General features: G+C 74.5%; 19 protein-coding genes. All 19 read left to right on the top strand.

Going from position 1 to position 13,894, the window contains the following annotated elements:
• Nucleotides 1-309: 309 nt before the first annotated feature.
• Nucleotides 310-804: an ATP-binding protein gene (locus tag ABD345_RS35495; RefSeq protein ID WP_344558367.1), complete on the top strand. Its 495-nt coding sequence runs from the start codon at nt 310-312 to the stop codon at nt 802-804.
• 88 nt (nt 805-892) lie between these two features.
• Nucleotides 893-1,336: a hypothetical protein gene (locus tag ABD345_RS35490; protein ID WP_344558366.1), complete on the top strand. Its 444-nt coding sequence runs from the start codon at nt 893-895 to the stop codon at nt 1,334-1,336.
• A gap of 35 nt (nt 1,337-1,371) precedes the next feature.
• Entirely contained in the window at nt 1,372-1,632 is a 261-nt protein-coding gene (locus tag ABD345_RS35485) for a WhiB family transcriptional regulator (RefSeq protein WP_344558365.1), read from the top strand.
• A 126-nt stretch (nt 1,633-1,758) separates the two neighbouring features.
• Nucleotides 1,759-2,331 (top strand): hypothetical protein, encoded by a 573-nt coding sequence (locus ABD345_RS35480; RefSeq protein WP_344558364.1) that lies wholly within the window; start codon nt 1,759-1,761, stop codon nt 2,329-2,331.
• Between the two features lie 133 nt (nt 2,332-2,464).
• Complete coding sequence (locus ABD345_RS35475) at nt 2,465-2,974, top strand: hypothetical protein (RefSeq protein ID WP_344558363.1); 510 nt, start codon at nt 2,465-2,467, stop codon at nt 2,972-2,974.
• 97 nt (nt 2,975-3,071) lie between these two features.
• Nucleotides 3,072-4,703, top strand: coding sequence for a coiled-coil domain-containing protein (locus tag ABD345_RS35470; protein WP_344558361.1), 1,632 nt, complete (start codon nt 3,072-3,074; stop codon nt 4,701-4,703).
• 180 nt (nt 4,704-4,883) lie between these two features.
• On the top strand, nt 4,884-5,039 hold the full coding sequence (locus ABD345_RS35465; protein ID WP_344558360.1) for a hypothetical protein: 156 nt from the start codon (nt 4,884-4,886) through the stop codon (nt 5,037-5,039).
• A 110-nt stretch (nt 5,040-5,149) separates the two neighbouring features.
• Entirely contained in the window at nt 5,150-5,419 is a 270-nt protein-coding gene (locus tag ABD345_RS35460; RefSeq protein ID WP_344558359.1) for a hypothetical protein, read from the top strand.
• 259 nt (nt 5,420-5,678) lie between these two features.
• Nucleotides 5,679-6,215 carry a hypothetical protein gene (locus ABD345_RS35455; protein ID WP_344558358.1) on the top strand — a complete coding sequence of 179 codons (537 nt, stop codon included), beginning with the start codon at nt 5,679-5,681 and terminating at the stop codon, nt 6,213-6,215.
• A 12-nt stretch (nt 6,216-6,227) separates the two neighbouring features.
• Nucleotides 6,228-7,379, top strand: a complete 1,152-nt coding sequence (locus tag ABD345_RS35450) for a hypothetical protein (protein WP_344558357.1) — start codon at nt 6,228-6,230, stop codon at nt 7,377-7,379.
• Between the two features lie 41 nt (nt 7,380-7,420).
• Complete coding sequence (locus tag ABD345_RS35445) at nt 7,421-7,795, top strand: hypothetical protein (protein ID WP_344558356.1); 375 nt, start codon at nt 7,421-7,423, stop codon at nt 7,793-7,795.
• A gap of 174 nt (nt 7,796-7,969) precedes the next feature.
• A complete protein-coding gene (locus tag ABD345_RS35440) occupies nt 7,970-10,090 on the top strand; it encodes a helix-turn-helix domain-containing protein (RefSeq protein WP_344558355.1) in 2,121 nt (706 codons plus the stop codon).
• A 94-nt stretch (nt 10,091-10,184) separates the two neighbouring features.
• The gene (locus tag ABD345_RS35435) at nt 10,185-10,670 is read left to right on the top strand and encodes an AAA family ATPase (RefSeq protein WP_344558354.1); all 486 of its coding nucleotides are present in this window, start codon (nt 10,185-10,187) and stop codon (nt 10,668-10,670) included.
• 149 nt (nt 10,671-10,819) lie between these two features.
• Nucleotides 10,820-11,482 carry a hypothetical protein gene (locus ABD345_RS35430; RefSeq protein WP_344558353.1) on the top strand — a complete coding sequence of 221 codons (663 nt, stop codon included), beginning with the start codon at nt 10,820-10,822 and terminating at the stop codon, nt 11,480-11,482.
• Between the two features lie 14 nt (nt 11,483-11,496).
• Nucleotides 11,497-11,748, top strand: a complete 252-nt coding sequence (locus tag ABD345_RS35425; RefSeq protein WP_344558352.1) for a hypothetical protein — start codon at nt 11,497-11,499, stop codon at nt 11,746-11,748.
• 139 nt (nt 11,749-11,887) lie between these two features.
• Complete coding sequence (locus ABD345_RS35420) at nt 11,888-12,622, top strand: hypothetical protein (RefSeq protein ID WP_344558351.1); 735 nt, start codon at nt 11,888-11,890, stop codon at nt 12,620-12,622.
• A gap of 275 nt (nt 12,623-12,897) precedes the next feature.
• Entirely contained in the window at nt 12,898-13,254 is a 357-nt protein-coding gene (locus tag ABD345_RS35415) for a hypothetical protein (protein ID WP_344558350.1), read from the top strand.
• Between the two features lie 47 nt (nt 13,255-13,301).
• A complete protein-coding gene (locus ABD345_RS35410) occupies nt 13,302-13,469 on the top strand; it encodes a hypothetical protein (RefSeq protein WP_344558348.1) in 168 nt (55 codons plus the stop codon).
• A 24-nt stretch (nt 13,470-13,493) separates the two neighbouring features.
• The gene (locus tag ABD345_RS35405) at nt 13,494-13,886 is read left to right on the top strand and encodes an RRQRL motif-containing zinc-binding protein (RefSeq protein WP_344558346.1); all 393 of its coding nucleotides are present in this window, start codon (nt 13,494-13,496) and stop codon (nt 13,884-13,886) included.
• Nucleotides 13,887-13,894 lie beyond the last annotated feature (8 nt).

Below are 13,894 nucleotides of genomic sequence, written 5' to 3'. Positions count from 1 at the left end.
GAGCTACCTCGCCGGCCTCCACCTTCGAGGCGCGATGATCTGGATCAAGGACCTCACCAGAATCGCCACTTGATCACGACCAAATACGCGCCCTAGTAGGAGGCAACGCCTTGCTGAACAACATCATCGCACGCCCCCGACCCGTCAGCGCCGACAGCGACCCGGACATGGACGAGGCCCTGCGCCGCGTCCGGAGCCAGGGCGGGGGCAAGAAGTGATCGCCGCCGACCCCGCGCTCTGCCGCATCCTCAGCAGCGGGGGCAAGCCCGTCACCCCGCCGCCGCCCACGAAGCCGAAGGGCGGCCGGTGATGACCACCACCGTCTTCGGCACCGGCACCGCGCCCGGCCTCACCGCCCAGCCCCCGATCCTCCCCGCCCCGCGCCCGGGCCTCTACCTGGCCGCTCAGCCCGGCGGGATCACCGCCCACCTGACGGCCGAACGCGACACCGTGCAGAGCGTGCGCGCCCTGGCCCTGACCGTCCTGCTCGCCCACGGCGTCGACCTGGAGACCGCCGAGTCCGCGCAGCTGGTCCTGTCCGAGCTGATCGGCAACGCGGTCCGCGCCTGCGGGCCCCACGTGCCGCTGGTCGTCGAGATCCACCGCGCCGACCAAGACGCGGTCATCGCCGTCCACGACCCGCTCTTCCGCGCCGGCCCCCGCCGCACCACCACCGCGCCGGACAGCGACGAGGCGGAGTCCGGCCGCGGCCTGGTCCTCCTCGACGTCCTCGCCCCCGGCTGGACCGTCACCGCCTCCGCGATCGGCAAGCGCATCCGCTGCCGCATCCCGGCAGCCGGCTGACCAACCCCCTCCGCGCCCGCCGCGCCCCGGACCCGCCGGTCCGGGCCGCGGCGGGCGCCCCTCGACGCTCCCGGCCGGAGGCCACCTGATGAAGCACCGCGCCCGCACCTCCTCCCCCGCCCGCAAGGCCTACTACGACGCCGCCAGCTACCGCCGGTGGGCCGCCCGCCAGATCGGCCCGCGCGCCGTCGGCGGGTTCTACCGCAGCGCCTTCTCCGACGTCGTCTACGAGGTCCTGGCCATCGAGCCCGGCCCGCGCCCGCAGTGGCCGACCTGGAAGATCACCACCCGTCAGCTCGGCGAGAGCACCTCCCGCTGGCACTGCGCGGCCTGGGACGAGCGCGACCACATCGTCGCCCTGCCCGGTGAGGAGGCCCTGACCTTCTGGGCCGAGCACACCCTGGCCCGCCCGGCCGAGAGCGACGGCGCGCTCCTCGAGCAGCGCCACGTCCTGGACGAAGCCGCCCACCCCGCCACCGTCGCCGCGCTCCACCAGCTCGCCCGCACCGCCCGCCTCCCCCAGACCGCCTGAGCAACACCGACCGCACAGAGAAGAAGGAGAACGTCATGGACTGGCGCCACCGCGCGGTGTGCCGCGAAGAGGACCCCGAGCTGTTCTTCCCGATCGGCAACACCGGCCCGGCCCTGCTGCAGATCGAGGAGGCCAAGGCCGTGTGCCGCCGCTGCCCGGTCATGAAGCAGTGCCTGACCTGGGCGATGAAGACCGGCGAGGACGCCGGCGTCTGGGGCGGGCTGAGCGAGGACGAGCGGCGCGCGATGAAGCGCCGCGCCTCCCGCACCCGCACCCGCACCGCCACCACCCGCTGACTCCCGCAGCGGTTGCTGTCGTTCACCGCCTGCCCCGCACCCGGATCCGTCCGGGCTGCGGGGCGGGCGGTGTTCGTCGGTGCCCGACGCGCCGCCGAACCGTAGAGACCAGGAGGGGTACCACCGATGATCACCATCACCACCACCCGCTCGCTCGCCGCGCTGCGCCAGCGCGCCGAGCAGGCCGAGGGCAACCTCGCCGACACCACCCGCCGACTGGAGAAGCTCCTGCAGCAGCGCCCCGAGACCGGGCAGGACCAGCCGCAGATGCCCGCCGACTTGGCCGCCCTGCGCGCCGAGTTGGAGATCGCGCGTCGGCAGGCCGCCGAGGCGAGGGCCAGCGAGGCCCGGACCCGAACGGTGTGCGACAGCAAGGTGGAGGGCGCGTACCTGCGGGCCGCGCAGAAAGAGCAGACGATCGCCGAGCTGCGCGCCGAACTGGAGCGGACCCACGTCGGCGCCCCGGCCGGGCCGGAGCTGCCGAAGCGCACCGTGATGACCTTCCTCAACCTGGGCGGCGGCCTGGTCGCGCTGTTCGCCCGGTCAGACAGCGACTATCCCAGCGCCGACCACGGCTACCTGTGCCTGGCGTGCGGCCTGGAGCCGACCGAAAGCCACAGCCGGGACGTCGTGCGCCGGTGGGCCAACAGCCACGCCGCCGAGTGCCGGGCGGTCCCGATCGGTTCCGCGGGCGCCTGACCGGCCGTCGTCCCGCCAACCGTCGGTCGGTCGTCGTTCACCGCCACGTCCCGCCCCGAGCAGCACCGGGACCGGGACGGGCGGTGTTCGTCGGTGCCCGACGCACCGTCCACTCCATCCAGGAGGTTTCCTGATGTTCCGTCTGGTCCCCACCCGCCTGTGGGAGTCGACCCAGCGCCGCCTGCGGCACGCCGAGGACATCCTCGCCACGCAGGCCGCCGGCTGGGAGGCGCCGATGCCGCCGGTCGACGGCAACCTGGCCGACGTCCTGCGCCACGTCGACGCCGCCGTCCGCGACGAAGCGACCTGCCGCGCCGCCGACTACTGCGAGCGCTCCTTCGACGAGCACGACGTGCTCGGCCTGACGATGCCCGAGCGCTGGACCGGCTACCCGGACGGCACGGCCGTCCACTACCTCGGCGCCGGCCAGTGGCTCCACTACCACCCCGGCCGCACCAAGCTGCGCACCTACCAGAGCCTCGGCTGGTCGGAGGCCGAGGAGATCCACCTGATCAAGAGCAGCCCTCGCCCCTGGGAGATGCAGACGGTCGACTCCCTGCCCGCGCTGCTGGAACTGCTCGACCTCAGCCGTCCCGACCCCCGCAGCACCGACAGCGGCACGGCCGCCCCCGCCGCGCTCTGACCGAGGCCCGCCCGGCCCGGCCGCCCCCTTCCCGCCCCCGCGGCGGCCGCCACTTCCAAGGCGGCCGCCGCCGCTTCGCGTCTTCCGGAGGCCCCTCGTGACCCTGACCGCCCTGCCGCCGACGGCGGCCCCGCCCGGCCCGGCGCGCCCCGCGCCCGGCCCCAGCTCCCCTTCCGCCACGCCCGCCGCCGCGGCGGTGCACGTGGTGAGCCGCCAGGAATACGAGGCGGCGACGACCGCTCTCGCCAAGCTCAAGAGGGTGGGCGGGCAGATCACGACTTCGCTGATGGCCATCGGCGGCGGCGCGCTGGTCTTCACCTGCATCAACGTCACCCTGTTCGCGATGTCCCACGACATCCCGATGTGGATCGCGTGGATGCTCGACCCGATGGCCTCCCTCGCGCTGATCACCGTCCTGTACGTCGACGGCGTCCTGACGGAGCAGGGCGGCGAGCGCGCCGGCACCTGGCCGTTCCTGCTGCGCTGGTTCGCCGGTATCAGCACCTGGCTGATGAACTCCTGGACCTCCCTCTACCCGGACGGGAAGTTCATGCTCATCCCCAAGCACCCGGACGCCGGCGGCCTGCTGCTGCACTCGGTGGCGCCGTTCCTGCTGATCACGATGGCGGAGGCGTCCTCCGGCTACCGCAAATACCTCTCGCGCAAGCTCGCCGAACTGCGCCAGGTCGTGCAGGACTTCGAGGACCAGCAGCACGCCGCGAAGGCCGACCGCGAGCGCCGCACCCGCGAAGAGGCGGAGCGGCGCGAGGCCGCGCGGCTGGAGGAGCAGCGCGCCGAGCGCGAGGACCGGCGTCGCCGGGAGGAGCGCGAGCACCAGGAGCACCTGGAGCGCGAGCGGGTTCGCGAGGCTGCCGAGGCCGCCCGGATCGCCGGGCGTGCGGAATCCGAGCGGCTTCGCGAGCAGGCCGCGCTGGAGAGTGCGAGGGCGCAGCGCGAAAGCGAGCGTCTCCGCGAGGAGCGCGAGGCGGAGATCGAGCGGCTTCGCGAGGAGCGCGAACTGGAGAACGCGAGGGCGCAGCGCGAGACCGAGCGGCTGCGGATCGAGCGGGAAAACGAGGAGGCCCGCCTGCGCCGGGAGCAGGAAATCGAGGAGTCCCGGCTGCGTCGCGAGCAGGAGATCGAGGCGGAGCGGCTGCGGATCGCGAGGGAGGACGAGGAGGCCGCGAAGCGCTCGGCGGCTGAGCGCGAGGCGCTGCGGATCAAGGCCGAGGCCGAGGCGAAAGCCCAGGTCCTGCTGGCGGAAGAGCAGGTCCGGCAGCAGCGGGCGGCCGAGCAGGAGCGCCGCGAGAAGGAGGCCGCCGATGCCGCCGAGAAGCGCCGCAAGGCAGAGGAGCGGGCCGCCGCGCGCCAGCAGCGACTGGCCTCGCAGACCGCTCGCCCTTCCCGCGCCAGCGCCTCGCGGTCCGTCTCGGAAATCGCCTCGCAGAACGGCGGCACGGTTCCTCGCGAAGTCCGCTCGCACCTTCGCGAGCAGGCCGAGCGAGAGGTCGCGCGGCTGATGCTGGAGGGCTCGGACATCGACCAGAAAGCGATCGGCGAGCGCTACAGCAAGGGCGAGACGTGGGTCGGAGACCGCATCCGCTCCGCGAAGAAGCGCCTCGCAGACGACTCGGAATTCGAGCTCGCCGTCATCTCCTCCGCGCTGGAGGACGAGATGCCGGTCTCCGAGGAGACCAAGCACGACGACCAGGCCGCCGAGGCCGCCTGATCGGACGTCGGCTTCTCCGGTGGCCACCAGGACGCGTCAATCGTCCTGGTGACCGCCGAAGGCGCCGAAGCGCCGAGCACCACGGTAGCGACACCCGGCCCCCGCCGGAGGCGATCGCACCGATTCAACCCCTATCACCGCAGTTCAGAGTCCTGACCGCCGTGCTGCAAGGAGAAGCCGATGAGCCTGCTCGCGTACGTGACCGGCCTGGTGCTGGTTGTCCTGGCCGTCGTTGCGATCGTCGTGACGCCGCTGCTGATCGCCCACGCCCGTACCACCCACGACCACGGCCCCACCTGCTGGTGGTGCCACCCGCGGCTGCGTCGCAGCCGCTGACCTGCCTGGCGTCCGGCTGTTCGTCGCCGTTCCCGACCGCCCCGCACGGGGTGGGTGCGGGGGCGGTCACGGCCGTCCGGCCGACGGGATCCGAGATGAGGGAGGCAGCGGTGGGGGACACCGCGCAGCCGCCGGCCTGGCGGCGCAAGAGGACCGAGAAGCGCAGCGAGGAGCGGGCCCGCAGGGCCGGCGCGCACGCAGCGAAGATCCGCAGCAAGGCGGCCGGGGGCGGTCCGAAGGAGGCCGCGGCGGCCGAGTGGGACGTCCTGCGGTCGGTGATCGGCCGACTGCCGGAGGGCGTCCGGGACGGCGAGTGGATGCAGATCGCGGCCGCTCTGCAGAGCCTGTCGACGAACCTGGCGAAGCGTCACAGCAAGTGACGGGACGCCGGTCCTGATTGCGAATTTCGCTTCGCGCATTCGCATGTACGCGTATCTGCCCGGGCTCAACGCGTAGGGGCGCGCAGGCGCGCGCGCGAGAGTACCCGCCCACGTTGCGTAACCGCAAGTGGCGGCGGGCACGGCCTGCCGGGCCGTCACCGGGCCGTCCTACGGGGCGGGTTCGGGGCGCGGCGGTGGTCGGCCGGCACATCCAGACAGAGATCGACACGTAGATCGACTAGCCCCTTGGGAGGGGATCATGACCGGGATCGAGACGACGGTGGCGGCCGGTGTGGGCGTCGCCAGCATGGCGCTGTCGGCGGCGCTGCAGGTCCTTGCGAGCGGCGGGCAGACGCTGACCGCGGGTGTGGGCAAGCGCCACGGCGGCCGCGGTGGCGGGCGGGCGTCGGGGGCGGTGAAGGGCGCGCTCGCGAAGCTGGAGATGCCGCACCTGCACATCGCGCTGTTCACCGCGGGCGGGGTCGGCCTGGCCGGCACCGGGCTGGGGCACCTGATCAACGAGGGCGTCACCTGGGCCAACGACGCGGTCGCGAACCTGATGACCGACTGGGTCGGGATCGGGGTGGGCTGGCTGGTGTCGCTGGGCGCGGCGGTGGTGCTGCTGATCGACGTGCGCGATAACCGGTGCAGCCCGCGCACCCTGGCGCTGGCCGCGGCCATGCCGTTCTTCGCGACCGCGATCCCGGGCCCGGTGGGCCACGGGGTGGCCGCGGCGGTCGGCTGGGTCGCGCACGTCGTCGCCGGCATCGTCGCCGGCGCGTTCGGCCTCCAGTAGAAGGGGACAGCCATGGAGCTGTTGATCGCGATGGCGCTGGCGTACGCGCTGGGCGGCGGGGTCACCGCCGGCCGGGCGACGGCCGCGCAGCACACCAAGACGCCGAAGGACCCGAAGCCGATCGACCGGACGGAGTCCGGGAAGAAGATCGCCCAGGGCGCGATCAACTCGGTCGCCCGCGTCTACACCTTCACCTCCGGCGCGCGGGAGGGCTGGCGCAAGGCGTGGCCGGAGACCAAGGCGGCGATCAGTGAGCGCCGGACCAAGGTCAAGGCCGATCGTGCCGCCCGCAAGGCCGGCGCCGCGGCAGAGGCGGAGATCGTGGACGCCGAGATCGTCGAGGACGAGACGGTGAACACCGGCGGCCCGACCACGCCGACCGCGCCGTCCGGGGCGGACGCGGAGGCGTCGGCGCGGCTCGCGGCGGCGGTGGCCGCCGCCGAGGCGGAGGCCGCCCGCCTGGAACGCGAGCGGAAGGAGCGCCTGGCGCGCTGGGAGGCGGAGGACCGGGCCCGCGAGGAGCGAGCCAAGGCCGCCACCCCGCCGGTGCCGCCGGTGCCGCCCAAGCCGGAGCGGCCGCCGACCGTCGGCACCGCACCGGCGCCCGCCCCCGCCCCCGCCGACACCGCGTCGGCGGGGGCGGTCCCGTCCCCTGCCCCCTCCCCGGAGGGCGGCCCGCACCTGCGGGTCGTCAAGGACGACCCCGCAACGCCCGCCCCCGGCACCGGCGGCGGGACCACCACCACTACGCCGAGGAGCGGCATGAGCAATCTGCCCACCATGTCGGCGCTGGTCACCGAGGTGACCGGCGTCGACTCCCTGATGCAGTACCTCGCCCAGCTCTCGCGCTGGGCGCGGATGGAGAAGGACGACGCGGCCGCGGCCGTCACCCGCCTGAGCGACCTGCGGGCCAAGGCCGAGCACGCCTACAACGCCGCCGCGGCCGCCAAGTACGACGCGAAGACGCTCGGCGAGCTCGCGGCGATCGTCGAGAAGCTCACCGAGCTGAAGACCTCCCGCGAGGAGGACCTGCGCACCTCCGACCTCGCCGAGCGCAACGCCTCCCAGGCGTCGGCGAACGTGTGGGGCCGCCACGGCGGCATCCAGGAGGCCCGCAACGCCGCCGACGTCGACATGGCCGAGACCAGCACCTACGGCGACTGACCGAAGGTCAACACCGAAGAGCAGAAACTGCGAGGAACCGTATGGCAGAGATCACCTACAGCCAGATCCAGGAGAACCTGGTGCAGCTGGCGGTCGCGACCGCGCTCGAGGAGGCCGCGGCCCGCGACCGCTTCGAGCGCCTGAACACCAAGGTCGTCGAGGCCGAGCGCAACTACCGCGCCATCGAGCGGCTCGGCTTCGACCCGCTGACGCTGAACGACTTCCAGCAGGTCGGCGGCGCCCTGGTCGGCCAGGCCCGCGCGGTCGCGGCGGCCGCGAACTGCGCGATCGAGCTCAACGGCATGGCCCGGGCCGCCGGGCTGGCCATCGAGCAGCGCCACGGCGGCTTCGACCGGGCGGTGGCCTCCGCGCCGGTCCCGGCCGCCAACCGCGAGGCCTACAACAACCGCATGTGACCTCCCGGTCGGACACCGCCCGCCCGCCCCGCCGCTCCCGGCAGGGCGGGCGGTTCGGCGTCCGGCCGAGGTGCCGCATCCGCACCCGCCCCACCCCCCTGTCCACGATCCGCGCCCCCGTCCACGACCCGCACCGCCATCCGTGTTCGCCCGCTGCACCGCTGGAGTCCTCCCGTGACGAAGTCCCCCACCGCCCCGGCCGGGGCGGACACCACCCCCGCCACCGGGGGTCCGCTGCCGCGCCGGATCGCGCACGGCACCTGGCGGCGCCTGCATCGCAACCGCCGCCACCTGCCGCCGCTGGCCGCCTCCCTGGTCCTGTCCGGCTACGGCCAGGCCCTCACCCACGCCCCCCACGGCCTGGTGGGCGCGCTCGCCGTCGACGCCGCCCTCCCGGCCGCCGTCCTCGTCACGCGAACTTGGCGCCGGAAGGGCCCCTACATCCGCCGGACGGCGAAGTTCCTCCACCGCCACCGCGTCCTGCCGACCCCGCCGAACCGGCCGATGCGCCGGGCCGAGCTGATCCGCACCTCCGCCGCGGCGGCCGCGACCGGGGCGCTGCTGACCGTGATGCCGCTGACCCACACCGGCCCGTTCCAGGCACCGATGACGGGGCTGTGGTGGCTGGCGCTCACCCCCGCCACCGCGATCCCGTGGTGGTGGCGCCGCCGCATCCGCTCGGTCGCCGAACCGCTCAGCGCGGAGGGCCGGGTCGCGGTGTGGGAGGCGAAGGTCGGCTCGACGCGCGGGGCGCTGCCCGGCTCCAAGCTGTTGGAGCCCGTCGACACCGGGGACGGGGCGTGGGAGGCGCTGATCGAGCTGGACGGCGGCCGGCAGACCACCGCGTCCGCGATCAGCGCGACCACGCTGATCGCCTCCGCCTACGACCTGCCGATCTCCTCGATCGCGGTGGACGGCGTCCCGGGCGGGGCGGCGTCGCGGGCCAAGCTGATGGTCTACGACAAGAACCCGCTCAAGTCCGTGCCGGTGTTCCCCGGCCCGGAGGCCCTGGACGTCAAGACCGGCATCGCCCGCCTGGGCCTGCACATCGACGGCGGGCCCGCCCAGTACCAGATGTGGCGGCCGGGCTGGGGCGCGGTGCACACCCACATCTCGGGCGCCACCGGCTCCGGCAAGTCCGCGCTGCTGCGCTCCCTGTTCTCCATCGAGCGGCACTCCGGCCTCGTCACCAGCTGGGGCGGCGACCCCCAGGAAGGCAAGTCCTTCGGCTTCTGGCAGGACTACCTGTCCTACTTCGCCCCCGGCGTGGACGAATGCATGGCGATGCTGATCGCCGCCGACGCCGAACTCACCCGCCGCTCCAAGGCCTCCGCCCTGACGGTCTGGTACGACGCGGACGGCGACCTCATGTACGGCGACACCGACTGGTCCCCCACCCCCGCCGAGCCGCTCATCGCCGTCACGATCGACGAGTGGCAGGACGTGTGGGGCAACTACCCCGAAGCCCTCGACTACGCCGTGCGCATCGCGATCCTCGGCCGCAAGGTCGGCATCAAGCTGCGCCTGGTCACCCACCTGCCCACCCTCGACTCCCTCGGCACCCCCAAGCTGCGCCAGCCGCTCACCGCGGGCAACAACATCGCCTTCCGCACCACCGAACGCTCCGCCGGGTACGTCATCAACCTGCCCGCCGACCCGAACGACATCCCGGCGGTGTGGCCCGACGAGCCCGGGGTGCCGACCTCCGGCATGGGCTACCTCAAGGGCGTCGAGGAGCGGGCGGCGATGTTCCGCGGTTGGGCGCCCGAGCCGCAGAAGATCGCCACCCGGTGGGCCAAGCGCGGCACCCCCGCCGTCGTCTCCGACGAGGCCGCCGAGCACATCGGCCCCGCCTACACCCAGTGGCGCGAGCGGCTCGCCGCCCGCCGCCGCGGTGAACTCCCGCCGGTGCCCGGCGTCACCGACGACGCCGAGACCACCACCGCCACCACCCCGGCCGCCAAGGCCAAGCCGCAGAAGAAGGGCTCCACCGCGAACGCCGTCGCCCCGGCGAAGGCCAACTTCGGCAAGCCGCCCGCGCAGACCGGCCCCGGCTTCGACCAGCTGCTCACCGCCACCGCCACGGGCAGCACCCCGGCCCGCGGCGACAAGAAGAAAGCCGTCCTCGCCTTCCTGGAGACCGAGGGGCAGGCCACCACCGGCATCATCGCCGCCCGGCTCGGCATGCCGTTGTCCACCGTCTCCTCCACCCTCAAGCGCGCCGCCGAAAAGGGCGAGGTCGTCGACCTCGGCCACGGCGCCTGGGGCTCCGCCCAGCTCGCCGCCGCCTCCTGAACCACCGCCACCACCACCCGTGCCCGCCGCCCCGCACCGGGGCGGCGGGCACCTCTCGTCCCACCCCCGCACCCTCCACGGAAGGAAGGCCACCGTGCCCGCCACCCACCTGATCACCGGCCGCCTCGGATCCGGCAAGACCCGCACCATCGAGCAGCTCATCGCCACCGAGAAGCTCACCCACGGCCCTGCCGTCACCGTCTGGGGCATCGAGACCGCCGCCCCCGGCCGCCTGACGGGCCTGGACCGCACCGCCGACGCCGACCAGGCCGTGCAGCTGCTCACCAAGGCCTCCGCCCTCGCCGGCCGCCGCTTCGCCCACGCCCATCAGCGCGAGTACGAGCCCAGCGCGGCCGAGCCCCGCCTCCTGCTCGTCATCGACGACGCCGAACCGCTCCTCGCCGACACCGAGGCGGCCGGGCTGCTCCAGTTCCTGGCCGTCATCGGCCGCAAGAGCGGCGTCGAGACCGTCCTCGCCGCCACCGACACCCGCCTGAATGTCTGGCCGCCGGCCCTGCTGCGCCGCTTCACCTCCGACATCGTCACCCAACTGCCCAGCCGCCCCCGCATCCAGGACTGACCAGTCCTCACAACGCCGTCTCCCGGCCTCTCCGAGGGCCGCCGGACCCGCCCCGCCACCCGGGCGGGTCCGGCGGCCCCAGAAGGCGCCCGGCGCCGCACACCGACCTCGCCTCAGCTCACCCGCGCACCCCCTTCGAAGGAGCCCCCGTGACCCCCGACCCCGGCAGCCGCCGCCTCGATGCGTCCTCCGTGATCCTGCTGGAGGAGGGCTACCTGCCCGCCCCCGTCAACGGCCAGATCGTCGCCGTCCCCGTCGGCGCCGCCGCCTACGGCGAAGAGGCGACGTGCGTGCCCGCGCTCGTCGACGGCCAGGCCGTTGCCGTCCCCGTCCTCGCCGTCGGCGCCTACCTCGACAGCCTGGACGCCCGCCTGGCCGAACACCGCCACGCCATCGCTGCCATGGACCCCGCCCCGGCCCCCGCGCCGACGGCCGGCGCGGCCGCCGAGCAGGGCCTGCCGCTGGCGGTGCGCCAGTACGTCCTGTACGGCTCGATCGCCTCCCTCGCCGCGGGCGGCGCGGTGTGGATGCTGGGCGCGGCCGTCGCCACCGTCGCCCCGCACGCCGACCAGATCGGCGACGTCCTCAAGTGGGTCGCGGTCCTGGTCGCCGCCGTGGTCCTCGGCGCGGCCGGGCTGCTCGGCAAGCTCCGCTCCCTCACCAGCAGCACCGGCACGGCGAGCGCGAGCGGGGAGCACTCCACCGCCACCGGTACCGTCCTGGCCCTCTCCTACCGGCCCCAGCACCACACCACCACCATCGGCCGCCAGTCCGCCGGCTGGCGCGGCTCCATCACCAACCACAACGGCTGAGGAGACACCCGCCCGTGTATGCCGCCCTGCTCCGCCTCGTCCGCCGATCCGCCCGCCGCCCCGCCCAGGTGCGGGACGAGGACGACCTGCCCAGCGTCTACCTGCCCGCGATCCCCGAACCGGCCGCCCCCACCGCGGCTACCGGCGACGGGCCGACCTGGTGGAGCTGGCCCGAGGACCTCGCCGTCCACCCGCTGCTCGCCGCCGCCGAACAGGCCGCCGACGCCGCCTACGCCCGGCTGCTGGCCGAGGCCGAGAACGCCTGAGTCCGGACCACCGGCCTCGCCCCCGGACCGCAGGCCCGCGCCCGCTTCGCCGACCACCGGCGGGGCGGGCGCGGCGCGTCCCGGGGACGGGCCCGGCCGTCCGGCCGCATCACCGACCCGACGAACGCAGGAGATCGCCGTGGACCAGTTCGACCCGCTGCTCGACCAGGCCGCCGACCCGCAGACGCAGGCCCCGGACCTGATCTGGCACGCCCCGCGCCGCACCCCGCGGTGGATGATCCGCGACGCCTACGGGGCGCCCAGCATCGCGGCCACCGTCGCGCTCTGCTTCTTCGCGCTGTTCCTCCTGGCCGTGCTCGTCCTCGCCGCCGGCCCCTACGTCCTGCACGCCGCCCAGTGGATCGCCGAGCCCGAACACTCCACTGTTCCGGCCGGAGGGCTGTGGCACACCGTCAACGACCCGATCTACCGCTACCTCCAGGCCCACTCGGCCGGCCTGCCCGCAGGACCGCGCACCCTGTTCACCTTCTGGGGCCTGGCCGGCGCCGTCATCCTGATCCGGGCGCTGCGCCGGGGTGCCACCGTCGGCGTCCAGTTCGGCGCCCTGGTCTTCGGCGCGCTGAGCGTCGCCATGGTCTGGGAGGGCACCGCGGGCCCCGGCAAGCCGGTCGCCTCCGGCGTCGCCGCGCTCGCGTGGGGCGTGCTCGCCGCCCTCGCCCTGACCGGATCCTGGATGACCCACCACACCACCGTCATCAACGAGCCGCCCGCGCCCGCCGCCCCGGTGCCGGTCGTGCCGGTCACCGTCGAGGTGCCCGAGCCGCGGATCGAGGCCGTCGTCGTCGACGTCCAGAGCCTCCAGGTCGACATCAACGGCCGCCGCCTCACCGGCGACGACAGCCAAGACCGCTGACACCCAAGACCCCGGGGCCGCCCGCACCGGACGGCCCCGTACCGCCTCGCACCCGCCGAACAGAAGGCAGACCCGGCGCGGTGCTGATCGCCCTCACCGTGCTCGTGCTGCTCGTCGTGGCCACCGCACGCTGACCCCTCCTCTCCGGGCACTGACGCTGCCCACCGGCCCGCGCCCTGCCGCCCCCGCCACCCGGCCGGGGCGGCGGACGCGCTCCGGTGGGCGGCGCGGCCGCCCGGCCGGGCACCGACCGACGAATCGCCAGGAGAAGCACCGTGACGTTCCCCCAGCAGCAGCCCCGCCCCAGTACCGCCCGCACCCCGATCCCGTACCGGGCGCAGCAGCCGGCCCCGCTCACCGGCCAGGCCGGCCCGGCCGAGCGGATCGTCATCGTGCAGATGCCCGCTGACCAGCCCACCCCCGCCCGGTACGAGCCCACCGCGGCCGACGTCGCGGCCGTGCGCGGAGCGGTCCGCCGCGACGCCGCCTTCTTCGTGCTGCTCCTGGTCGGCGTGATGCTCGCCGCCGCCGCCCTCGCCGCTCTGCGCTGGGCCGCGAACGCCACCGCCCCGGCCCCCGCCGTCCCGGCCACCGCCGTCCCGGCCACCGCGCCCACCGCCACCGGCAGGTGAGCCGCCCGCCAGGCCACGTCCGCGACCACACCAGATGAGAGGCCACCGTGACCGACTTCGACGTCCAGGTACTCAACACCGCCGACTTCCCGCTGATCGTCACCGTCGACAAGAACAGCGTCGCCCAGGTCCACGGCCACATCCCGGCCGCCACCGTCGCCGAGATCCTGCGCCACCTCGCCGACCACTTCGACCAGCAGGCCACCACCAACTGACCACCGTCCAGGAAGGAGCGCCCGGTGCGCGCGATCGACCTCGACCCGACCGGCGAGCGGCACGGAATCCCGACCTTCCCCTGGCGCTTCGGCCCCGAGAAGGAACGGCTGGCCACCCGCCGCCAGCTGCGCGAGATGGGCCTGCGCCCCGGCGGCCAGGCCGTCGCCGCCCAGGTGGTGTGCCGGGGCGGCACGCGCGTCGGCCACCTCTTCCCGGTCGCCGGAGCCAAGCCGGTCCGCAAGATGACCCCCGCCCGCGCCCGCGCCCTCGCCGCCGCGATGAAAGCCCGGATGACGTGCCCGCTCTGCCGCGTCACCTACGACTACTGCCTGCCGCTGCGCTCGCTCGGCTCCTGCCTGCCCTGCTCGGAGCTGACCGACGCCGAACGCGAACAGCTCTCCGCGCTACGACCCTGAACGTCCGG

This window comes from Kitasatospora saccharophila (assembly GCF_039529925.1).
GTDB lineage: Bacteria > Actinomycetota > Actinomycetes > Streptomycetales > Streptomycetaceae > Kitasatospora > Kitasatospora saccharophila.
Note: the sequence above shows the minus strand (reverse complement) of the source record. Positions and strands in the feature narration are given on the sequence as shown.

Bases quoted from the DNA above. Each gene is read 5' to 3' on its own strand.
- ABD345_RS35490 (WP_344558366.1), top strand. From the start codon at position 893: ATGAAGCACCGCGCCCGCACCTCCTCCCCCGCCCGCAAGGCCTACTAC.
- ABD345_RS35445 (WP_344558356.1), top strand. From the start codon at position 7,421: ATGGCAGAGATCACCTACAGCCAGATCCAGGAGAACCTGGTGCAGCTG.
- ABD345_RS35495 (WP_344558367.1), top strand. From the start codon at position 310: ATGACCACCACCGTCTTCGGCACCGGCACCGCGCCCGGCCTCACCGCC.
- ABD345_RS35475 (WP_344558363.1), top strand. From the start codon at position 2,465: ATGTTCCGTCTGGTCCCCACCCGCCTGTGGGAGTCGACCCAGCGCCGC.
- ABD345_RS35450 (WP_344558357.1), top strand. From the start codon at position 6,228: ATGGAGCTGTTGATCGCGATGGCGCTGGCGTACGCGCTGGGCGGCGGG.
- ABD345_RS35480 (WP_344558364.1), top strand. From the start codon at position 1,759: ATGATCACCATCACCACCACCCGCTCGCTCGCCGCGCTGCGCCAGCGC.
- ABD345_RS35485 (WP_344558365.1), top strand. From the start codon at position 1,372: ATGGACTGGCGCCACCGCGCGGTGTGCCGCGAAGAGGACCCCGAGCTG.
- ABD345_RS35465 (WP_344558360.1), top strand. From the start codon at position 4,884: ATGAGCCTGCTCGCGTACGTGACCGGCCTGGTGCTGGTTGTCCTGGCC.
- ABD345_RS35455 (WP_344558358.1), top strand. From the start codon at position 5,679: ATGACCGGGATCGAGACGACGGTGGCGGCCGGTGTGGGCGTCGCCAGC.